This window comes from Serinibacter salmoneus (assembly GCF_002563925.1).
Classification (GTDB): Bacteria; Actinomycetota; Actinomycetes; order Actinomycetales; family Beutenbergiaceae; genus Serinibacter; species Serinibacter salmoneus.
The window spans coordinates 835262-855674 of sequence record NZ_PDJD01000001.1; the positions used below are offsets into that span (position 1 = coordinate 835262).

General features: G+C 72.2%; 18 protein-coding genes. 4 read left to right on the forward strand and 14 right to left on the reverse strand.

Features of this window, described 5'->3' with window-relative positions; genetic code table 11:
- Nucleotides 1-67: 67 nt before the first annotated feature.
- The 10 genes from ATL40_RS03605 to ATL40_RS03650 form a co-directional block, all read right to left on the reverse strand.
- A complete protein-coding gene (locus tag ATL40_RS03605) occupies nt 68-3868 on the reverse strand; it encodes an FG-GAP-like repeat-containing protein (protein WP_098468343.1) in 3801 nt (1266 codons plus the stop codon).
- 53 nt (nt 3869-3921) lie between these two features.
- On the reverse strand, nt 3922-4662 hold the full coding sequence (locus ATL40_RS03610; protein ID WP_098468344.1) for an SOS response-associated peptidase: 741 nt from the start codon (nt 4660-4662) through the stop codon (nt 3922-3924).
- Between the two features lie 67 nt (nt 4663-4729).
- Nucleotides 4730-5128, reverse strand: a complete 399-nt coding sequence (locus tag ATL40_RS03615) for a DUF779 domain-containing protein (RefSeq protein WP_098468345.1) — start codon at nt 5126-5128, stop codon at nt 4730-4732.
- Nucleotides 5129-5347: 219 nt separating this feature from the next.
- The gene (gene exaC / locus ATL40_RS03620; protein WP_098468346.1) at nt 5348-6871 is read right to left on the reverse strand and encodes an acetaldehyde dehydrogenase ExaC; all 1524 of its coding nucleotides are present in this window, start codon (nt 6869-6871) and stop codon (nt 5348-5350) included.
- Nucleotides 6872-7061: 190 nt separating this feature from the next.
- Nucleotides 7062-8366: a GAF domain-containing protein gene (locus tag ATL40_RS03625; protein ID WP_245866680.1), complete on the reverse strand. Its 1305-nt coding sequence runs from the start codon at nt 8364-8366 to the stop codon at nt 7062-7064.
- Nucleotides 8367-8718: 352 nt separating this feature from the next.
- Nucleotides 8719-10341 (reverse strand): DHA2 family efflux MFS transporter permease subunit, encoded by a 1623-nt coding sequence (locus ATL40_RS03630; RefSeq protein ID WP_425443349.1) that lies wholly within the window; start codon nt 10339-10341, stop codon nt 8719-8721.
- Between the two features lie 105 nt (nt 10342-10446).
- Nucleotides 10447-11898 carry a sugar porter family MFS transporter gene (locus ATL40_RS03635; protein WP_098468347.1) on the reverse strand — a complete coding sequence of 484 codons (1452 nt, stop codon included), beginning with the start codon at nt 11896-11898 and terminating at the stop codon, nt 10447-10449.
- Nucleotides 11899-12061: 163 nt separating this feature from the next.
- A complete protein-coding gene (locus ATL40_RS03640) occupies nt 12062-12859 on the reverse strand; it encodes an ABC transporter permease subunit (RefSeq protein ID WP_098468348.1) in 798 nt (265 codons plus the stop codon).
- Nucleotides 12856-13884 (reverse strand): ABC transporter ATP-binding protein, encoded by a 1029-nt coding sequence (locus ATL40_RS03645; RefSeq protein WP_098468349.1) that lies wholly within the window; start codon nt 13882-13884, stop codon nt 12856-12858. Before ATL40_RS03645 ends, ATL40_RS03640 begins: the two co-directional genes overlap by 4 nt.
- Nucleotides 13881-14579 carry a TetR/AcrR family transcriptional regulator gene (locus ATL40_RS03650; protein WP_169925867.1) on the reverse strand — a complete coding sequence of 233 codons (699 nt, stop codon included), beginning with the start codon at nt 14577-14579 and terminating at the stop codon, nt 13881-13883. Before ATL40_RS03650 ends, ATL40_RS03645 begins: the two co-directional genes overlap by 4 nt.
- Nucleotides 14580-14688: 109 nt before the next feature.
- Between ATL40_RS03650 and ATL40_RS03655 the strand changes: the two genes are divergently transcribed.
- Complete coding sequence (locus tag ATL40_RS03655; protein WP_098468351.1) at nt 14689-15738, forward strand: SLAC1 anion channel family protein; 1050 nt, start codon at nt 14689-14691, stop codon at nt 15736-15738.
- Nucleotides 15739-15804: 66 nt separating this feature from the next.
- The gene (locus ATL40_RS03660; protein ID WP_098470257.1) at nt 15805-16956 is read left to right on the forward strand and encodes a benzoate/H(+) symporter BenE family transporter; all 1152 of its coding nucleotides are present in this window, start codon (nt 15805-15807) and stop codon (nt 16954-16956) included.
- Between the two features lie 340 nt (nt 16957-17296).
- Here ATL40_RS03660 and ATL40_RS03665 read toward each other — a convergent pair whose 3' ends face one another.
- From ATL40_RS03665 to ATL40_RS03680, 4 genes are read right to left on the reverse strand one after another with little or no spacing between them, the layout of a single operon-like run.
- Nucleotides 17297-17767 (reverse strand): glycosyltransferase, encoded by a 471-nt coding sequence (locus ATL40_RS03665; protein ID WP_098468352.1) that lies wholly within the window; start codon nt 17765-17767, stop codon nt 17297-17299.
- Nucleotides 17764-18249: a pilus assembly protein gene (locus tag ATL40_RS03670; protein ID WP_245866683.1), complete on the reverse strand. Its 486-nt coding sequence runs from the start codon at nt 18247-18249 to the stop codon at nt 17764-17766. The genes ATL40_RS03665 and ATL40_RS03670 overlap by 4 nt, the downstream gene beginning before the upstream one ends.
- A 10-nt stretch (nt 18250-18259) precedes the next feature.
- Complete coding sequence (locus ATL40_RS03675) at nt 18260-18667, reverse strand: TadE/TadG family type IV pilus assembly protein (protein WP_281254913.1); 408 nt, start codon at nt 18665-18667, stop codon at nt 18260-18262.
- Nucleotides 18664-18852, reverse strand: a complete 189-nt coding sequence (locus ATL40_RS03680; RefSeq protein WP_098470259.1) for a hypothetical protein — start codon at nt 18850-18852, stop codon at nt 18664-18666. Before ATL40_RS03680 ends, ATL40_RS03675 begins: the two co-directional genes overlap by 4 nt.
- A gap of 322 nt (nt 18853-19174) precedes the next feature.
- Here ATL40_RS03680 and ATL40_RS14665 point away from each other — a divergent pair, with 322 nt between their 5' ends.
- Both ATL40_RS14665 and ATL40_RS03685 read left to right on the forward strand, forming a co-directional pair.
- Nucleotides 19175-19354 carry a hypothetical protein gene (locus ATL40_RS14665; RefSeq protein WP_143556853.1) on the forward strand — a complete coding sequence of 60 codons (180 nt, stop codon included), beginning with the start codon at nt 19175-19177 and terminating at the stop codon, nt 19352-19354.
- Nucleotides 19351-19647, forward strand: coding sequence for a hypothetical protein (locus ATL40_RS03685; protein WP_098468354.1), 297 nt, complete (start codon nt 19351-19353; stop codon nt 19645-19647). The genes ATL40_RS14665 and ATL40_RS03685 overlap by 4 nt, the downstream gene beginning before the upstream one ends.
- Nucleotides 19648-20413: the final 766 nt, after the last annotated feature.

Genomic DNA, 20413 nt, shown 5'->3' on the forward strand with positions numbered 1-20413 from the left:
GGCACCGCGAGGTGGTTCTGCATGCACCCCGAGGTGGTTCTGCAGGCGCCACGAGAAGGTAGCGCCGCTACTCGCTCCAGTAGTGGTCGGTCAGGCAGCGATCCGCGAGGTGGTCCACCCGCCAGTCCGGCCAGCCGCGCTGGTTGCGCAGGCCGTGACACTCCATGGCGATCGGCGTCTCGCCCAGGTAGAACGCGCGCTTGTCGTACCCGAAGCCGCAATCCGGCGCCCAGGTCGTCTCGCACCCGCTCGTCGTCGCGGTGAACAGTTTGTCCGTCACCGCGCGCGGCACGCCCCAGCCCCAGGTCGAGGCACGGCCTGCGACCAACTCCTGCTCGTTCCACGCGAGGTAGACCTTCACGTTGCCCGGCGTGATCACCGCATCCGGATACGGATTGGTGTCGTTCGTGCACGCGGGGGGAGCAAACCAGCCCGCGACGACGCAGCTCCATGTCACCGAGACGGCCGGGAGGATCGTGGCGTACACGTACTGGTCCGCCTCGCGCTGCAGCGTGCTGCGATAGACCGTCGCCTGCGTCCCGGGCATGGTCCAGTAGCCCGACCCGATCACCCGACTCGTCGCGAACATCAGGGCGTAGTCGCTGTTGGCGTGGGCCACACGGGCGTCGTGCACGGCGGCGCCGTCGTTCATCACCGTGGCGAGCTTCTTGGCGACCTCTGCGGCCGCCGCGGTGTAGGTGGTCCCGTCCACGTCCCGCTCCAGGAACCCGAGCACGGCGCTGGAGGCCGAGCCCATGCCGTCGAGGGTGGCGGCCCGGTCCATGCCGCTCACCGTCTCCTCGAGCGCCTGGACCTCGGAGGCCGCCGCCTTCGCGACCTCCTCGGCCACCGCCCCCACCCCGAGGCTCGCGACCGAGGCGGACACGGAGACCACCCCGCTGATCAGGGAGACCACGTTGTTGTGCGCCGCCGTCGTGCGGCGCTCCTGCGTCTCGAGGTTGTCGATGACGGCCTGGCCAAGTGCCGCATCGGTCGAGAAGGCCACGTGCAGCTCATCGCGCATGTGCAACTCGTAGGTCGCCACGGCGGAGGCCGCCGTGAGTTCGGAGGCGAGTGCGCTGTGGACCGACTCGAACGCGGCCTCGGACACCCCGGGCGCCTGCGCCGGTGTCATGTTGTTCAGTCGTTCCTGGTAGGTCTTCAGGTTCGCGGTGTCGGCGTATCGGGTGCGCAGGTCGGCGGTGGCCGCGTAGGTGACGTGGCGGGAGATCGCGGCGAACGCGTCCTGCTCATCGCCGGTGAACGCAGGCGCCTGGGTGCCGGGCTGGATGAGCGCGCCACCGGCCATGCCGAGCACCCGCATCCCCGTTTCGTGCTGGGCGACCAGCAGGTCGGCACCCGAGACGGACTGCCAGGAGGTGGACAGGATCCACCCGGCGCGGGAGTACTGCGAGCCGACGCCGTCGATCCGCTGATCGGTGAGGATCTCCGTGCCGATGTCGTCGCCGGTCACGTCCAGATCCGTGCCCCACACCTCGTCGTGGTCGCGGGCGTGCACCAGCAGCGTGGAGGTGCCGTCGCCGTCCAGGTCGGCGATGTGGATCGTGTCCTGGACGTCGTCGATCCAGATCGGCCAGTGGTGACTCTGCCCATCGCTCGCGGAGGCGGGCAACTGGATGACCGTCACGTCCCGGCTGTCCGTGCCGGGGCCGTAGGAGGTCCGCGGGTCGGTGACGACCACGATCACCTCGGGTACGCCGTCCCCGGTCAGGTCCTGGGCGATCAGGTCGGTGACGTGCTCGCGCCCGATGGTGCCTGCGGGGATCGATCCGATCGGGGTCAGCAGGGACTCCTGCCAGGCGCCGTCGTGCAGGGCGAAGCTGGTGAGCCGGTCGTAGGCGGAGGCGAGGAGCACCTGCGTGGGTCCACCGTCCGGCGAGGCGGCCACGAGCGGTCCGTGAATGCCGGAGGTGCGGGGGCTGGGCAGGTTCTCCACGTGGGCGGTGTGCCCGGCGTCCCAGGAGATCCGGTAGGAGGCGTCATCGGTCACGATGACGTACTCCTGGGTGCCGTCGCCGTCCAGGTCCGCCACGAGCATCTGCCCGCCGTGCTGGGTGGCGGCGGTGTCCACGGCGTGCAGGGACATCGTCTCGGTGTCGGGGTCCCAGTCCATGAGCTTCACGGTGCCGGGGGCACCGGGCGTGCGGGCGGCGATCTCCTGTCGGCCGTCGCCGTCGAAATCACCCACCCGGAAGGAGCCGACTCCGTCCCACTCCTGGTAGGTGTTCCATCCCGCGGCCGTGGCGCCGTCCGGCAGGGTGGCCTCGGTGCCGCGGATGCCGAAGAACGTGTGCATCGTCCACGGGGTGAAGCGGCCGCACTCCTCGCCGAGGACTGCGCACTGGTCGGTGAGCGGCTCGTAGCCCCAGATCTGCGCCCAGCTCTCACTCACGCCGACCATCTCGGGCCAGTCGTCGCCGTCGAGATCGACGACGGTGACCTGGCCGGCGAGACCGGGGTACATCTCGGTGAGGTCGGTGATCGGATAACCGGTCTCTGCGGTCCAGGCCGGGAGGGAGGCGACGCCGCACTCGGGGTGGCGGGGGTCACAGTCGAAGCCGTCCGCCTGGAGCGCCGGCAGGTAGCCGGACTCGCGCTGCTCGGCGGTGAGCAGGACGTCGTCCATTGGGTTCTCGATGCCGGTCAGCGGCACGGTCTCGGGGTCGGAGTAGTACGGGCCGAAGTCCACCACGGGGCCGGTGGGGCTCGGCTGCGGCGCCGGGCCGGTGGGGTCCGGCTGCGGCGCGGGGGTGGTGGGGGCCGGGCCGCCCGTGCCGGCCTCGCCTGGGGTGGGCCCCGGGACGCCCGCGGCCGAGGACGACCCGTCCGCCCCGGTGGTGGGCGCGGCAGTCCCGGAGGCTGGGGTGGTCCCGGAGGCTGGGGTGGGGTGCGGAGTCATGACGCCGAGGTGCTCCAGGAGGGCGACGGCGATCGCCTCGGCGGCCGGGGATCCGTCGCCCGCGTAGGGCTCCCCGGTGGTGACCACGAGGGTCAGGTCGGCAGCGTCGTCGTACCCGAAGAAGACGCCCGAGTCCGCGGCGGTGCCGGGGTGGCCGATCAGGTTCCCGTAGCGCGCGAGGGCCAGCCCGTATCCGGTGCCGTGGAAGGTGTCGGAGGCGGGGGAGTCCTGCAGGCTGGCGATGCGGGTGGTCTGGGTGCCCGAGGGCAGGAGATCGCCGACGGCGAGGGCCCGGGCCAGGACGCCGAGGTCTGCCACGGAACTGCTCACCTGCGCGCCGGCCCAGTGGGTGTCGGCGAGGGCGAGGGGGGTGGCGATGCCCTCGGCTACCTGGTCGGTGAGGTCCGGCTCGGAGGTCCGCGCGATCTCGGTGAGCAGGTCGGCGCCGGCGGCGTCCAGCGCGAACGGGCGGCCCGCGGCGGCGCCGAGGCCCGACCGCATCCGCAGGGCCTCGCGTAGGCTCGCGGTCACGCCGGAGCCCGGGAGGTGATCGGTGACGGGCGACTCCAGCGGGAAGGAGCCGGGATCGGCGAGCAGGAGGGTGCCGGTGAGCGCGGCCGTGGCGGTGCCGAGGCCGACCTGGGTGATGGGGGCGGGGGCGGCATCCGCGCGCTCTCGGCTGGTGGTGCGCGCGTCCTCGCCGATCGTGAGCTGGACGTGGGCGGCGTCGATCCCGTGGTCAGTCATCGCCGCGGTGACGAGGTCGGCGAGGCCGTCCTGCGTGAGAGAGGCGGGGGCGACGGCGGGGGCTGCGTCTGCTGGGGATGAGTCGGCTGGGGCCGGGTCGGGGGGACCCGAGGGCGCGGCGGCCTGCGGCGCGGTGGTGCAGCCGGCGATGGCCAGGACGGCGGCGCTCAGGGCGCCGAGGAGCGGTCCACGTCGTCGCATGCCGATCGACGCTACGTGGCGCTCCGGTGACGTGCCACCGGAACTCGCTTTGATCAGCGGGGGCGCACCAACCCGGGGTTGTTGTGGCGCACCGAGCCGACGGCGCTGCCCACCTCGTGCCAACTCAGCTGCGGGCCGGGTGAGCGCAGGATCTCCAGGGAGGCTTCGGCGTCGCGCTCCCCGGGTGTCAGCCAGGCGTCCACCGCCTCACGGGAGAGGACCACGGGTTCGCGATCGTGGATGGCCTCCAGGCCATCGCGCGCCTGCGTGGTGATGATCGTGGTGGACAGCACCCACCGGTCGGGGTCGTCCTCGCCCTTGCTGGGGTCGCGCCACCAGGCGTACAGGCCCGCGAAGGCGAGGGAGGGGCGGGGCGCGCCGTCCGGGCTCGTGGCGTGAATGAAGAACGGAGTCTTTGTCGGTTTGCCGCCACCCTCGGCCTGCTCGGTGCGCCACTCGAAGTAGCCGTCGGCGGGAACGAGGCACCGGCGCACGGCGAGGGACTTGCGGAATGCGGGCTTCTCGGCGACGGTCTCGATCCGCGCATTGAACAGGGGAGCGCCGCGCTTGGGGTCCTTGGTGAAGGCCGGGAGCAGGCCCCACCGCGCGAGGTGCATCTCGCGCGTGGCCGCGCGTTCGGCGGTAGCGGGGCGGTCCAGGATGATCCGGGCGGGGTCGGTCGGTGCGAGGTTCCACGACGGCTCGCGCGCCGCGGCGCGTTCGTCCACGTCCTCGACGTCGAACTCCTCCGCCAGTTCCTGCGCCTCCCGAAAGGCCGCGTAGCGTCCGCACATGCGTTCAGCGTAGGACGGCCCCCGCCAGCCGCGCACGAGGGCGCGTTGTCCGCGACCTGACCCTCGGTTACAGGGCGCCAGCGGCGGTCAGTTCGGTGTACTCCGCGTCGCTGAACACCCGGGAGCGGATGAGGAAGCGGACGCCCTCGGGTGCCTCGAGGGAGAACCCGGCGCCGCGGCCCGGGACCACGTCGATGGTCAGGTGGGTGTGCTTCCAGTACTCGAACTGGCTCCGGCTCATCCACACCGGCACGCTCGCGCTCCCGCCCTCGACGGGGATGGTCAGGTCGCCGAGGTGGACGTCGGCGTCGCCGGTGAGGAACTCACCCGCCGGATAGCACATGGGTGAGGACCCGTCGCAGCAGCCGCCGGACTGGTGGAACATGAGCTCGCCGTGCTGCTCACGGAGTTTGGCCAGGAGTGTCGCGGCGTCATCGGTGACGGCCACGCGCTCGGGAAGAGACATGATCGTGCTCCTTCCTACTCGGACCCCCAGACTACGCCGCGGTGGGGGCGACAGTGCCGCGCGGCGGCGGACTGCCTCACGGTGGGTGGGATGCCCGGCGACAGAGAGAGGGGGTCGAGTCGCCGGGCACCCGCACCGGGAGGGTCGGCGCGCAGGGGGATGCGCGCCGACCGGGTCGCTCCGGGGCCGCCGTCGCGACGGCCCCGGGGTGAGGGTGGCCTAGAAGAAGCCGAGCTTCTTCGCGGAGTAACTCACCAGCAGGTTCTTGGTCTGCTGGTAGTGGTCGAGCATCATCAGGTGGTTCTCCCGCCCGACGCCGGATCCCTTGTAGCCGCCGAAGGCCGCCGCCGCGGGGTAGGCGTGGTAGTTGTTCGTCCACACCCGGCCCGCCTGGATGGCGCGCCCGGCGCGGTAGGCCGTCATCGCCTCCCGTGACCACACCCCGGCACCCAGCCCGTACAGGGTGTCGTTGGCGATGGCGATCGCGTCGTCGAACCCGTCGAAGGAGGTCACCGCGACCACCGGCCCGAAGATCTCCTCCTGGAAGACCCGCATCGCGTTGTTGCCCTCGAAGATCGTGGGCGTCACGTAGTAGCCGCCCTCGAGGTCCCCGCCCAGGCCGCAGCGCTCGCCGCCCGTGAGCACCTTCGCGCCCTCGGCCTTGCCGATGTCGATGTAGCTGAGGATCTTCTCCAGCTGGTCGTTGCTGGCCTGCGCGCCGATCATCGTGTCGGTGTCCAGCGGGTTGCCCTGCTTGACCGCCTTGGTGCGCTCGATGGAGTCGGCGAGGAAGTCGGCGTAGATGTCCTTCGCGATCAGGGCACGCGAGGGGCAGGTGCAGACCTCGCCCTGGTTCAGGGCGAACATCGTGAAGCCCTCGAGCGCCTTGTCGTAGTAGTCGTCCCGCTCCCGGGCCACATCGGAGAAGAAGATGTTCGGGCTCTTCCCGCCCAGTTCGAGGGTGACTGGGATGATGTTCTGCGCCGCGTACTGCATGATCAGGCGCCCGGTGGTGGTCTCACCGGTGAAGGCGATCTTGCGGATCCGGGGGGAGGAGGCGAGCGGCTTGCCCGCCTCGACACCGAACCCGTTGACCACGTTCACCACCCCGGGCGGCAGGATGTCCGCGAGCAACTCCATGAGGAACAGGATCGAGGCGGGGGTCTGCTCGGCGGGCTTGATGACCACCGCGTTGCCGGCGGCCAGGGCCGGGGCGAGCTTCCACGTGGCCATGAGGATCGGGAAGTTCCACGGGATGATCTGACCGACCACGCCCAGCGGCTCGTGGAAGTGGTAGGCGATCGTGTCCTCGTCGATCTGGCTGAGGGTGCCCTCCTGGGCGCGGATCGCGCCGGCGAAGTAGCGGAAGTGGTCGATCGCGAGCGGGATGTCGGCGTTCAGGGTCTCGCGGACCGGCTTGCCGTTCTCCCAGCTCTCGGCGACCGCGATCATCTCGAGGTTCGCCTCCATCCGGTCGGCGATCTTGTTCAGGATGATGGCGCGTTCGGTGGCAGTGGTGCGGCCCCACGCGGGGGCTGCGGCGTGGGCCGCGTCCAGTGCGGCGTCGATGTCCTCGGCGGTGCCGCGGGCGACCTCGGTGAACGTCTTGCCGGTCACGGGGGAGGGATTCTCGAAGTACTGGCCCTTGACGGGGGCCCGGAACTCCCCGTTGATCCAGTGGTCGTAGCGCGAGCGGTACTCCACCAGCGAGCCCTCGGTGCCCGGCTGTGCGTAGACGGTCATCTCTGCTCCTTTCCTCACGACGGCGATGTCGTGACCTCGGGCAGCCTCGTTGCTGCGCCGTTGGGGGCCACGGTAGGGACGACGGCGTTGCAATCCCGTTGCATCGGCTCGCCCTGGCACGGGCTTGTGCTGGGGCACGGTCGTCGGCAGCGGCCGGCACAAGCCGGCACGAGCCTTAGGGGCACAGGCGTTAGGCCTGGCTCAGGTCGAGCCGTGCCACCTCGGCCCGGGCGCGCTGTGCGAGGGCGCTGCCGGGCGCGGCGATCTGCCCGAGGTGGTGCCAGGCCCACCAGTCCTCCCGGCCCGAGTCGCTCGCCGTCCAGCGGGCCACGGCGTGCGGATCGGTGCTGGCCAGGACGGCTGCGCGCAGATCCCCTTCCAGGGCCTCGCGGATCGTCTCCACTCCGGGCGCGCGGGAGGCCGGCAGCACCGGGCCCGGATAGGTGGCCAGGGCCCCGGCGAGATCACCGGCGCGCAGCGACTGCCGCACCGCGGCCACGTCCGTGCGCACGGCGCCCCGCAGGCGGTACGGCGACCCCTCCCGCAGCAGATCGGGCGCCACGCGCCGCAACCGGGAGACCTCGGCGCGGACCGTGACCACGGACAGGTCGTGCTCCGCCAGCGCCACGGCCACCTCCTCCGCCGTCATTCCCTCCGGGTGTTCCGCCAGCAGGAGCACGATCTCGGCGTGCCGGGGGGAGAGGGTGCGTTCGCCGTCGGGCAGCCGCAGGGCGCGACGGTGGGCGAGCACCTGCAGGCGGGCGGTGGGGGCACCGGGCTCGGCGGCGGACCCGGACCCTGTGCCGAGCTCGCTGCGGGCGTCGGCGTCGGTACCGGTGCCGGTGCGGGACGGCGTGGCCAGGCTGGCGGCGAGCATGCGCGCCTCGATCGTGGCCACGGTGGCACGCAGAAGGGACGCGGCCAGGGGCGAGGCGACCGGGTCCGCGCCGGTGATGTCCAGCACGCCGAGCACCTGGCCGGTGGGGCCGTGCACGGGGGCGGCGGCGCAGTTCCACCCGTGGATCGGGGTGGCCCAGTGCTCCGCGCCGAGCACCCGGACGGCGGAGTCGGTGGCCAGGGCGGTGCCGGGGGCGTTGGTGCCGGTGCAGTCCTCGCGCCAGGTCGCTCCCTCGGTGAAGCCGACGGTCTCCAGGTCGCGGCGGGCTGCACCGTTGCCCTCCACCCACAGCAGTCGGCCGGCGGTGTCTGTGAGCGCGGCGACCCAGCCCGCATCCGGTTCCAGCAGCAGGGTGCGCGCGATGGGGATCGCCCAGGCGAGCGGGTGGTCGCGGCGTAGGGCGGCGACGTCCTGCTCGGAGAGATCCACGGGGGGTGTGGGGGCGTCGGGGTCCACACCCACGCGGGCGCTGCGCTCCCACGAGGCGGCGACGGCGCTGCGCACCCGGGGGGCCACCTCGCCGCGGGTGAGGAACCGCTCGTGCGCGCGACGCATCCAGACCATCTGCCTGGCTGTCAGTTGCGTCGACGTCAGCACGTCCCCACCTTCGACCTCGTCGTCCCGGCGCGTTGGTCCAGGATACGTGATCTGCGTCACACATGGGGCGCCTGGTGCGCCGAGCGTGCTGTTGCTCCACCCTCAGTCCGCCGAGTGTGCTGTTAGGCCGAGTTCTCGCGCGCGGGCTCGGCGTAATCACCCGCTCGGCGAGCCAGGCGTGCGCGGGCTCGGCGCAACCACCCGCTCGGCGCGTGGTGCCGGTGCTCCCGTTCGCCGAGCGTGCGGTTGCGCTGCCCTCAGTTCGTCGAGTGTGCTGTTAGGCCGAGTTCTCGCGTGCGGGCTCGGGGTAATCACTCGCTCGGCGAGTCGCGCTGCTGCGGCCGCGCGCCGCTCAGCCCGGCGCAACCGTCCCGGCGGACTCCTTCACGTGCTTCGGGGAGTGACGCACCAGCAGGATCGAGGAGATCAGCCCGATGAACAGGAACGCCGTCGCGATCCACAGCGCGAGGCTGGTGGCGGTGGCGAACGCATCCGAGAGCGCGGTGACGGCCTCGGTGGTGTGGCTGCCGAGCTGGGAGCTCGTGCCCTGCTCGCGCAACTGCTCGATCACACCGCCCGCGGACTCCGAGGTCGCGGTGGCGAGCTGGTCCGCCTCGCTGGAGGAGATCGAGGTGCCCGCCAGGGAGGAGGGCACCGCGGAGGCCAGGGCGACGGCGAGGGCCGAGCCCACGATCGCCGTCCCGAGGGCGGACCCCAGTTGGCGCACGGTGGACTGCGCGGCGCTGCCCTGACCGGCCTCGGCGGCGGGGACCTCCAGCAGCGTGGTGCCGGTCAACTGCGCGGAGGCCAGCCCCAGGCCGAAGCCGTAGATCGCCAGCATCCCGGCCAGCAGCCAGGGTGAGGAGGTCGCGGTGATGACCAACGCCGTCGCGGCGGTCCCGATGACCTCCAGCGCGAGACCGACCACCACGGTGCCGGGGGCGCCGATGGCGGCGGCGAGGTGACGCGCCATCGCACCGGACCAGAAGGCGCCGAACGCCATCGCGGCGATGACCAGGCCGGCCTTCAGGGTGTCCAGGCCGAGCACGTTCACCAGGAACAGGGGCATCACGAACACGATGCCGAACTCGCCGATCGCGACCGTGGTGGCCGTGGTGTTGCCCCACCGGAAGGTGGGGATGCGGAAGAGGGTGAGGTCGAGCAGGGCGGAGCGCTGCGCGCGGGCGCGGTGGCGCTCCCACAGGATGAAGCCGGCCACCAGCAGCGCGCCGAGGGCCAGCAGCACCGGGGTCGCGGAGATCGGGGCGTCGGCGGGGACCTGTACCCCCAGCACGTTGTGGGCGCCGTGCGGGGTCCACCAGCCGTAGGTCTGCCCCTCCACGAGCGCGAACACGATCGCGCCGAAGCCCAGCGCCGAGAGCAGCAGGCCGGGGATGTCCAGGCCGGGAGCCAGGGCGGTCTGCTTGGAGTTCGGCACCCAGAGGATCGCGCCGAGGATCACGAACACCGAGATCGGGAGGTTGACCAGGAAGATCCACGGCCAGGTGAAGGCGGTGGTCAGCCAGCCGCCCAGCAGCGGGCCGATGGCGGCGGAGCCGGAGGCGACCACGCCCCACACGGCGAAGGCGGGCACGCGGGACTTGCCGGTGAAGGTGGCGGTGACCGTGGACAGCGCGCTCGGGAGGGCGGCCGCGCCGCCGACACCCTGGATGAGGCGCGCACCGATGAGGCTCACGGGCCCGGTGGCCATGGAGGCCAACAGCGAGCCGACGGCGAACAGCGCGATTCCCCCGACGAACACCTCCCGGCGGCCCAGCCGGTCACCCAGCCGCCCGAAGGTCAGCAGCAGCGCGGCGAAGATCACCGAGTAGGAGGCATTGACCCACTGCGCATCGGAGAGGTCGAGCTTGAGGTCCTCGATGATGTCGGGGAGGGCGACGGCCACGATGGTGCCGTCCAGGATGATCATGCCGAGGCCGGTGGCCAGGACTGCGAGTGCTTTGCCGTTCTTCACGCCCGTGACGCTACGTCAGGGACGGCGACGGCGCCCGTCGAGAGGCTCGACGGGCGCCGTGCGGGGCAGGCGGGAGACGGCGCCCGATCTCGCGGGGGTCCGCGCTCAGGAACGGCTGCGGTGATGCCGCTCCACCTTGAGGTCGTCCATGTCCTCCAGCTCCCGGCCCTTGGTCTCCGGCACCTTGGCGAGCACGAAGAAGTAGGACAGCAGCGCCATCGCCGCGTACAGACCGTAGGCGAGGGTGAGTCCCACCCCGGCCAGGGCGGGGAAGGTGGTGGAGACGACGAAGTTCGCCAGCCACTGGGCGGCGGCGGCCACGGCCAGCGCCCCGGCGCGGATCCGGTTGGGGAAGATCTCCCCGAGCAGCACCCACACCAGCGGACCCCAGGTGGCGCCGAAGGCGATCACGAACACGTTCGCGGCGACCAGGGCGATGCCGGACCAGGGAGCGGCGAGCTGCGCCGTCGTGCCGCCGTCATCGGTGGGCACCACGGTGGCGAAGGAGAAGGCCAGGGCCATCACCCCGAGGGAGACCGCCATCCCGATGGAGCCCCACAGCAGCATGATGCGGCGCCCGACCCGGTCCACGAGCAGGATCGCCACGATCGTCACCACGATGTTGGTGATGGAGGTGATGACGGAGATCAGCAGGGAGTTGGACTCGTCGAAACCGACCGACTGCCACAGGGTGGTGGAGTAGTAGAAGATCACGTTGATGCCGACGAACTGCTGGAAGACCGAGAGCAGGATGCCGACCCAGACGATGGGCTTGAGGCCGAAGGAGGGGCCGCGCAGGTCCCGCAGGGATTCCTGGTCCTCGCGGTGCAGGCTCTTCTTGATCTCCTCGATCTTGAGGTTGACCTCCACGATGCCGGTGAAGTCGTGCAGCACCGCGGAGGCCTTGTCGTACTCCCCGCGGGCCACGAGGTAGCGGGGGGACTCGGGCAGCCGCAGCGCGAAGGCGCCGTAGATGATCGCGGGGATCGCCTCGGCGATGAACATCCAGCGCCAGGCCTCCTGGCCGAACCAGAGGACCTGGTCGGCGCCGCCGGCGGCGCCCGCGAGCAGGGCGTCGGAGAGCAGGGCCGCGAAGATGCCGAGCACGATCGCGAGTTGCTGCAGGGACCCGAGCCGGCCGCGCACGTGCGCGGGGGAGACCTCGGCGATGTAGGCGGGGGCGATCACGGAGGCGGCACCCACGCCCAGGCCCCCGATGACGCGCCACAGGATGAGGTCCCACACCCCGAAGGCGAGGCCGGAGCCGATCGAGGAGACCAGGAACATCAGGGCGGCGATCACCATGACGGGGATGCGGCCGCGGCGGTTGGCGATCGGGCCGGCGAACCAGGCGCCGACGGCGCAGCCCAGCAGCGCGGAGGAGACCGCGAATCCCTGCAGCGCGGAGCCGAGGGCGAACTCCTCCCCGATCGAGTCGACGGCGCCGTTGATGACGGAGGTGTCGAAGCCGAACAGGAACCCGCCGAGGGCGGCTCCGATGCTGATGCCGATGATCCGGCCGTTGATCCTGCTGGGTGGTGCTGCGGATGTGCTCATCGCGAGGTCCTGCCGTCCGGGGGTGGCGCGCGACAGCGCCGCCCACCGCAGCGGACGGCGCCGTCACGCTCGTGCCTCCATCTCACCCCACCCCGGCCGGTTCGGGCAAGCGTTGACCTGGGGTTTTGTCTGCTTCGTGTCGGGGTGCGCTACCCGACGTCACTCACCCGACGACGTCGCGCCGGCGCAGCGCCACCGCGGCCGCCGCGGTGAGCACAGCGACCCCCACCCACAGCGCGATCAGGCCGCCCGCGGCCACCCCCTCGGCGAGCGGCGGCGTGCGGTAGGCCCAGGAGTAGGGCGAGAGGGTGTGCAGCCAGTCCAGGTCCGGGCTCTGGTTGGCCACCGCGTTGACGGCGTAACTCAGCACCGCGATCCCGGCCCCCGCCCCCAGGGCCCAGGTGCGCCGCCCGCTGAGGGCGCCCACCAGCAGGGCGAGGGCGCCGGACAGGGCGGTGACTCCGAGCAGGGCGAGGCTCGCGCCGAGAATGTGGATCGGCTCGATCCCCAGTTGAGCGGGGGAGTTCAGACCGAGGACCACGAGGCCGGCGATGACGGCGAGCAGCACGAGGCGCAGCAGCACCCCGCCGGCCGCCTGGTAGAGGTAGCTCTGCCGCCCGACGCCGTGGGCCAGGTCGAGCTCGAGGCGCCCGTTCTCCTCGGCGCCCGCGATCGCGTCGCTGCACCAGGCCACCGCCGCGGCGGTGAGGATGAAGAACCCGATGAGGCCGTAGAAGGTGGCCTGCGTGTAGCCGGCCCCGGTGCCGATCTGGTCGTACCCCAGGGCGTTGACCATCCCCTCCGGGAGGGTCTCGATGATCTCCTGCATCTGCCCGTTGGCGCCGATGGAGGGGTAGAGGGGCAGGTAGAGCATGAGCACGCCGACGACGGCGATGCCCCAGCCGAGCGCACCGCGGCCACCTTCGCGCAGCGCGCGCCGCAGGACGGGGGTGGCGCTCATCGGTCGGCCTCCTTGCTCGCGGTGTTGGTAGTGGTGGCGGTGCTGGTGGCGCCCGGTCCGTACAGCGCCAGCACGGATTCCTCCAGGTCGGGTTCCTCGATCGCCAGGTCACGCACGCTGGTGGTGGCCAGGGCCTTCACCAGCGGGTCGATCTCGCCCTGCACGGTCAGGGTCACCGAGGTGAGCTGCTGGGAGGTGAGCTGCTGGGAGGTGGGCTGCTGGGAGGTGGGCGTCGCTGCTTCGGGGGCTGCGCCGTCGGGCGCCACCTCCACCTCGCTCAGGTGCGGCACGCCGCCCAGGAGCGCCGTGACCTGCTCGGCGGGGGCGGCCAGGGTGGCGCGCACCCGGCGCACGGCACCCAGGCGTAGGGAGGAGACGTCGCCCTCGGCCACCACGGTGCCGGCGGCGAGGACGGCCACGTCGTCGGCGGCCTGCTGGATCTCCGAGAGCACGTGGGAGGAGAGCAGCACGGTGGCGCCGGCCTCGCGGGCCTCGCGCACCAGGGCGAGGAACTCCCGCTGCACGAGGGGGTCCAGGCCGCTGGTGGGCTCGTCCAGGATCAGCAGTTCGGGGGCGTGCATGAACGCCTGCACGATCCCGACCTTCTGCTTGTTGCCCTTGGACAGGGTGCCCACCTGGCGGGTCAGGTCCAGGCCGAGGCGCTCGGCGAGCTCCTCGGGGCGGCCGCGCGCCACGGGGCCGGAGACCTCGGCGTAGAAGTCCAGGGTCTGCCTGCCGGTCATCTTGCCCACCAGGCGCAGTTCGCCGGGGATGTAGCCGATGCGGCGGCGCAGGTCGGCGCCCGCGGCGGTGGGGTTGGCGCCGAGCACCTCGATGCTGCCGGCGGTGGGCCGGATGATGTCCAGCAGCATGCGCAGGGTGGTGGTCTTCCCGGCGCCGTTGGGGCCGATGAGGCCGAAGATGCTGCCGGTGGCCACGCGCAGGTCGAGGCCGCGGACGGCCTCGTGCTTGCCGTAGTGCTTGCGCAGGCCGTGGGTGGCGACGGCGGTGCTCGCGGTGGTCATGCGGGGTCCCCCTTCTGGGATGGCTCGCCGGGCGGCTGCTCGCGCAGGGCCTCGCGGGCGGCGCGCAGCATCCGGTCGTCGGCGTAGAGGCCGTGGGTGAACAGGCTGAGGATCGGCAGGGTGGAGCGGGCGGCGACGGCGGGGGAGAAGCCCGTCTCGCCGGGGGCCCCGAGGGTGCGGCCGAGCTGGCGGCGCAGCAGGACCGCGGACAGGCCGTACAGCAGCATGTACGCGGCGGTGGTCTCCAGATCCTCCTGCTCGCGCACCGTGCCCTCCGCGATCTGCCGCTCGAGCATCGCGTGCGTGCCCGCGTAGAGGCGGTCGAAGAGCTCATCGGCCGAGCCGTCGGTCTCCATGAGCATGTGCGAGAGGTAGTCCAACTGGTCCTGCATCTGCGGGGCCGCGTCCAGCGCGGCGCGCATGAGGGCGGGGCTGGGCTCCGCGGCCATCTGCTCCTTCGGGCCGAGCAGGGAGGTGACCACGTACTCGTCGCACGCCCGGCGCAGGCCGTCCTTGCCGCCGAAGTGGTGCACGATCAGCGCCGGGCTGACCGCGGCGTCCCCGGCGATGGCGCGCAGGCTCGCGCGGTGGAAGCCGTCCGCGGCGAACCGGGCGATGGCGGCGTCGCGGATGCGGGCCCGGGTGGTCTGGTCGTCCGGGGGTGGGGTGCCCGAGTCGCCGGCGGCTGAACGCATGTTCAAAAGACTAAACGTGCGTTCAGTCGGGCGCAAGGGTGTGGCGATGAGTAGATACCCCAGGGGGTATAGAATCGTCGGCGAGACCCATCGTTGATCTGGAGGATCCATGAGCGCCACCACGGCTTCGGCCGTTCTACCCACCGCCGAGCCTGGTGCTGAGCCTGGTGCTGAGAGCGCCGCTGAGGGTGCCGCAGCGCCGGCCGTCGAGCCGCGGCTGAAGCACGTCCCGCTGGGCGGCTTCGCGATGGTCATGGGCCTGGGGGGAAGCGCCGTGGCGTGGCACCTCGCCGCGCAGGTGTGGTCGATCACGCCGTGGGTCTCCCGCGGCCTGGCCGTGCTGGGCCTCGTGGCGTTCCTGGTGGTGGGGGCGGGCTACCTGGCCAAGGCGGTGCGGTACCCGGCCGTGGTGCGCGCCGAGTGGGCGCACCCGGTGAAGTCCGCGTTCACGGCCACCGTCGCGGTGTCCCTGCTGGTGCTCTCCATCGCGGTGGCGGGCTGGCTCCCCGGACTCTCGCAGGTGCTGTTCTGGATCGGCGGGGCGGGGCAGGCCGTCATCACCGTGATGGTGCTGCGCAACTGGATCCAGAACGCCACCGTGCAGCCCGGGCACATCCACCCGGCGTGGTTCATCCCCGTGGTGGGGAACCACGTCGCCCCGATCGCCGGGGTGGACTACGCCCCGGAGGTGATCGTCTGGTACTTCTTCGGCGTCGGCCTGGTGTACTGGCTGGGCCTGCTCCCGGTGGTCCTGACGCGACTGTTCACCGTGGGCACACTCCCGGCCCGGCTCGCCCCGACCCTCGCGATCCTCGTGGCGCCCCCGGCCGTGGCTGCCCTCGCGTGGAACCGGCTCGAGGGCACCTGGACGGACCCGCTCTCCCTCATCCTGCTCGGCGTGATGACCATGCAACTGCTGCTGCTGGCGGTCCAGGCGGACACCCTGCGCCGCATGCCGTTCGCGATCTCCGTGTGGGCGTACACCTTCCCGCTCGCCGCGGCCGCCAGCGCCTACCTCGCCTCCACGGTGCACGGGGGTGTGGACTACCGCTGGGTCGGTGCGGCCCTGCTCGCGGTGACCACCGCGGTGGTGATCGGGGTCGGGGTGCGCACCGGCATCGGGGTGCGACGCGGGGAGATCTGCGTCAAGGAGGGCTGAGGGCCGTCAGGCGATACGTCGCAGCACCCGGCGGTGCCTGACCACTACCGTGCCCGGGTGAACACCCTGGTTCGTCCCGTCTCCGCCGGCGTGGTCTCCGGCCTCGTGGGCTTCACCAGCGCCTTCGTGGTGGTGCTCGCCGGGCTCACCGCCGTGGGTGCCTCCAGCCGGGAGGCGGAGAGCGGGCTGCTCGCCGTCAGCGTGACCATGGGCCTGGCGAGCATCGCGCTGTCCCTGTGGAGCCGGTTGCCGATCACCGTGGCGTGGTCCACGCCCGGCGCCGCGCTGCTCGCCGCGACCGGTGCGATCCCGGGCGGCTGGCCCGCCGCCGTGGGCGCCTTCCTGTTGACCGGGGTACTGATCCTGGCCACCGGCCTGCTCCCGCAGCTCGGGGCGCTGATCGCGCGGATCCCCACGGCGATCGCGCAGGCGATGCTCGCGGGGATCCTGCTGCAGCTGTGCCTGGGGCCGGTCACGGGCCTCGCGGAGAACCCGTGGCAGGTGGCGCCCGTGGTGATCGTGTGGCTGCTCGCGCTGCGGTTCGCCTCCCGGTGGGCGGCGCCCCTGGCGTTCGTGACGGCCGCCGTGGCCATCACCTTGCACGTGTCCGGGACCGGCGAGTTGCCCGACGCCGCAGCCCTCCTCCCGCACGTCAGCCTCACCACCCCGACCCTCACCCTGGGCTCGGTGGTCGGGATCGCGCTGCCGCTCTACCTGGTCACGATGGCCTCGCAGAACGTGCCCGGTGCGGCGGTGATGCGGGGCCTGGGCTATGAGGTGCCGTGGCGCGGCTCGATGCTCGTGACCGGCGCCGGCACCCTGCTCGGGGCCCCGGCGGGTGGGCACGCGATCAACCTCGCGGCGATCTCCGCGGCGCTCGCCGCCGGCCCTGAGGCGGGGGAGGACCGTTCCCGGCGGTGGGTCGCGTCGGTGACCGCCGGGGTGGTGTGGGTGGTGCTCGGCCTGTGCTCGGCAGCGTTCGGGGCGTTGGTGCTGCTCGCCCCGGCCGGTGTGATCCCCGCGGTGGCGGGCCTGGCGCTCATGGGGACCCTCGCGATGTCCCTGCGCTCGGCCCTCGCGGAGGCAAAGGAGCAGATCCCCGCCGTCGTCACCTTCGTGACCGCGGCCTCCGGCGTGGCGATCGCCGGGGTGAGCGCCGCGTTCTGGGCGCTGCTCGCAGGCCTCGCGGTGCGGGCGCTCCTGGGCTGGCGGAGGTAGGCGGCGCTGCTCGCGGGCCTCGCGGTGCGGGCGCTGCTGGGCTGGCGGCGGTGGGTGGCGCTGCTGGGCTGGCGGCGGTCGGGGCGCGGGGCCGTGAGCCCTCGGCTCGGAGGGCCTGCCTCAACGGATGCACTGCCGCGCGCACCCTCCCCGCTTCGCGGAGGGCGGGTCGCCTTCGCGCAGGGCGGATGCGAGGCGCCGCGCGCCGAGGGCTGGTGCGTCCGCGCAGGTCAGCGCCGTGTGTGCCAGGAGCGATCGGCGCTGAACCGCCGTGCGCGAAGCCGGTCCGCCGTGCGCGAGCGTGGATTCTGAGGCGGCGAGGCGGGGCACTAGCGGCTGGCTAGGAGGCGTTGGCGCGCCCGGTGACGGTGATGGCGATGCCGTCGCTCCATGGCGCCAGCACCCATGGGAGGAACTCGGGGCGGGACAGGCTGCTCAGGGTGACTTCGGCGGCGCCGTCGGCGGTGACCGAGGCCTGCAGCCCGGTGACGGCCGCGCCGTCGGGCGCCTCCTGCAGGAACTCCAGGGCCGCGGCGTCGACGGACCCGTCCGTCACCCCGAGGTCGCCGGAGAGATAGGCGCCCTGGTCGATCGCGGCGGCGGCGTGCGCCGCGGTGGCGTCCGCCAGCGAGAGCAGGGCCTTGCGGTCCAGGTACACGGCGCTCGCGGTGGCGACCACCGCCACGAGCATGGCCGCGACCGCCAGGGCTCCGATGGAGAGCACCAGCACACGCCCGGACTCCTCCCGGGTCTGTGCGCGCAGCCGAGCGAGGTGCTTCCGGGCCCGATCGGGCAGGCGGCCACCCGTCATGGGAGTTCCCGGAAGGTGTCGATCGTGGAGCGCGATTCGGCGTGCACCGGCAGCGCCGTCACGCCGTCGGGCAGGAAGGGCAGGGGGACGGACGTGGTGACCATGACCAGGACCTGCTCGCCCGGTGCGCAGGAGGCCTCGCACTGGACCTGCAGGGCGGAGGCTCCGTCCACCTCGAAGCCGTGATCGGCAAAGGCGAGTTCGACGTTGTGGGCCGCGAGATCTCCGACGCGCTCCGGCCCGCCGCCGGTGGCGAGGATCCGGCCGGTGTCGCGGGCCGCGCCCTCGGCGGCGAAGGCGGCCGCCTGCAGCTGCACGAGGGTGAGCACCAGGTACACCAGGGGCACAAGGAGCAGCACGGTCACCCCGAGGAACTCCACCAGGGCGCTTCCCCGCTCCCCGTCGGAGGCGGGCGGGCCGACGGCGTCGCTCACCTCGACTGCGTCCGCCCCCTCGACGGCGCTCCTCACCGTGGTCCTCATCCCACCACCGTCACTGCTCGACAGCCGCTCGACCGGTGACCGAGAGCCCGCCGCTCGGGCCGAGCAGGCCCAGCACGGGCATGGGTGCCTGCACCTCCACCACGATCACGCCCCACCCCGCGGCGTCCTCGGCCCGAGCGGTCACGCTCTCCTCATAGCCCGCGCCGAGACTCATCGCGATCACCTCGCGGGTACGCTGCGTGCCCTCCTCCAGGGAGGAGCCCTCCAGAGCGGCATACCGCGCCCCCTCGGCGGCTGCATCGATCAGCATGGTGCGGACCCACAGCGCGAGCGTCAGTTGCACCAGGGCAAGGATCACCAGGAGCACCAGGGCGCCCACCATCACGAACTCCGCGATCGCCGAGCCCCGCTCCCCGCCGTGCGAGGGTCCATCGTGCCCGCGGGTGGCTCTGGTCAGGGTCCGCTGACCCGGTCCACGGCCTGCTGGAACAGTTGCCGTAGCCAGTCGTCGGCCAGGAGCCAGATCACCGCGACGAGGCCTGCGGTCATGAGCGTGACCATCACCCACCCTGGCACGTCCCCACGCTCGGGTTGCGCCCGCACGGCGCGCAGGTTCGAGGCGGCGCGAATCGCGACCCGCATCAGGTTCTCGAGGAGGTGTCTCCGCAACACCGCGACCCGCTGACGGACGCGGTGGGGGAGTGCCGGACGCGAGGAGGTGTCGGGTCGCTGCGACATGAACTGGTCCTTTCATGGTGTGAGCATGAGTCAGGCGATGTTGAGAATGGACATGCCCGGAAAGAGGGCAAAGAGCACGGTAAGAGGTAAAACGAAGAAGACGACGGGGACGAGCATTCGTAGTACAGACTCGCGGGCATCCCGGCCGGTATAGGTCGGCCCCAGGGAGCGCTGCAACCGCTCAACCTGGGGCCTCGGTCCGGGCGCCTACCGAGAGGTGCGAACCGTGAGCACAGACACTACCCAACCCACCGTCAGCGATGACGTGTGGGGACCGCAGGATGACCAACCGATCCCCTACGCGCTGACCGATGAGGGCAAGATCTCGGTTTGGCTCGATGCCCTTGACGTTCTTCCCCGCCCCGTCCTGCGCTGGTGGGCCTCGCGTGAGGGTGCGGACCTGTGAGCGGGGCGCTGGTGCCCCGTGGTGGGGTCGAGGCGATCCGGGACCACGCGACCACGACGGCGCGGCATATCGCGGCGTTGATCCTGGCGGCGTGCGAGACGCGCGGGACCACCGTCGAGGCGGTCACGGCGCAGGCGGGGCAGCCTCCCCGCATGGCGCGGTTCTGTCGCGAGGCTCCGGGGCGCGTGACGCTCTCGTGGGTCGGGGCAGTCAGCGAGGCGCTGGGGGTCGATCCGTACGTGATCCTCGGGGCAGCCTTCGAGCTGGCAGGGGAGGCGCCTACGCGCGTGTAGTCGAGGCAGTCACCGTCCCTCAGGTGGTCAGTTCCGACCACCTGGCGGGCGGTGGTGGCCTCGGCTCACCACGGCGCTCCTGCCCCTCAGCCGTAAACCGAGGGTGTCCCGGACAACCACAGTCCTGTGAACGGGCACAGGCACCCCCGCCGTACGCGTGCACCGTACGGCGGGGGTCACACCAATCTAGCCGCGCTCACGATTCGAGGCGCGGCCCTCAGGTGTGCCGTGACGCGATAACGGGGCATGGTTCGTGGGAGTCCGGGGAGGGGATCAAGACAAGCGCCACCCGTAGGGTGTCCGCGCCGTTGCGTCACGATGGGGTGCCACGGGAGAACCGGGCGTGGATGCGTCGGGCCCAGCGGGGCCCAACGCACCCCCGTGTGCGGGTGGGGCATCGCCGGATAGGTCTAGCCCAGCGGGGCTAGACCTAACTTCGGGCCCAGCGGGGCCCAAAGTGTCACGGGCTCGGGCTCGGGCCCCGTCGGGCCCAGCGGGGCCCAACGGGGCTCGGGAGAACCCTGGGCCCAGCAGGGCCCGGGGTCATCCGGCCCGGGCGTGGTGGGGGGTGACGGGGGCAGCGAGTTCTTGTCTAGAACTCGCTGGCTCCGGCCAGGGCGTGGTGGGGATCATGTCCGTCTAGCCCAGCGGGGCTAGACGGGGGAGTCATCCGGCCCGGGCGTGGTGGGGGCGGTGGTGCGCAGAACTACGCACCTGCCCCGGAGCCGCTCCGGCCCGGGCGTGGTGGGGGCAGACTCAGGTGATG

Excerpts from the sequence above, each read along its gene's own strand:
- ATL40_RS03605 (WP_098468343.1), bottom strand. The coding sequence starts at position 3,868 with ATGCGACGACGTGGACCGCTCCTCGGCGCCCTGAGCGCCGCCGTCCTG.
- ATL40_RS03610 (WP_098468344.1), bottom strand. The coding sequence starts at position 4,662 with ATGTGCGGACGCTACGCGGCCTTTCGGGAGGCGCAGGAACTGGCGGAG.
- ATL40_RS03615 (WP_098468345.1), bottom strand. The coding sequence starts at position 5,128 with ATGTCTCTTCCCGAGCGCGTGGCCGTCACCGATGACGCCGCGACACTC.
- exaC (WP_098468346.1), bottom strand. The coding sequence starts at position 6,871 with ATGACCGTCTACGCACAGCCGGGCACCGAGGGCTCGCTGGTGGAGTAC.
- ATL40_RS03635 (WP_098468347.1), bottom strand. The coding sequence starts at position 11,898 with ATGAGCACATCCGCAGCACCACCCAGCAGGATCAACGGCCGGATCATC.
- ATL40_RS03640 (WP_098468348.1), bottom strand. The coding sequence starts at position 12,859 with ATGAGCGCCACCCCCGTCCTGCGGCGCGCGCTGCGCGAAGGTGGCCGC.
- ATL40_RS03645 (WP_098468349.1), bottom strand. The coding sequence starts at position 13,884 with ATGACCACCGCGAGCACCGCCGTCGCCACCCACGGCCTGCGCAAGCAC.
- ATL40_RS03650 (WP_169925867.1), bottom strand. The coding sequence starts at position 14,579 with ATGCGTTCAGCCGCCGGCGACTCGGGCACCCCACCCCCGGACGACCAG.
- ATL40_RS03655 (WP_098468351.1), top strand. The coding sequence starts at position 14,689 with ATGAGCGCCACCACGGCTTCGGCCGTTCTACCCACCGCCGAGCCTGGT.
- ATL40_RS03665 (WP_098468352.1), bottom strand. The coding sequence starts at position 17,767 with ATGACGGGTGGCCGCCTGCCCGATCGGGCCCGGAAGCACCTCGCTCGG.
- ATL40_RS03670 (WP_245866683.1), bottom strand. The coding sequence starts at position 18,249 with ATGAGGACCACGGTGAGGAGCGCCGTCGAGGGGGCGGACGCAGTCGAG.
- ATL40_RS03680 (WP_098470259.1), bottom strand. The coding sequence starts at position 18,852 with ATGCGGGTCGCGATTCGCGCCGCCTCGAACCTGCGCGCCGTGCGGGCG.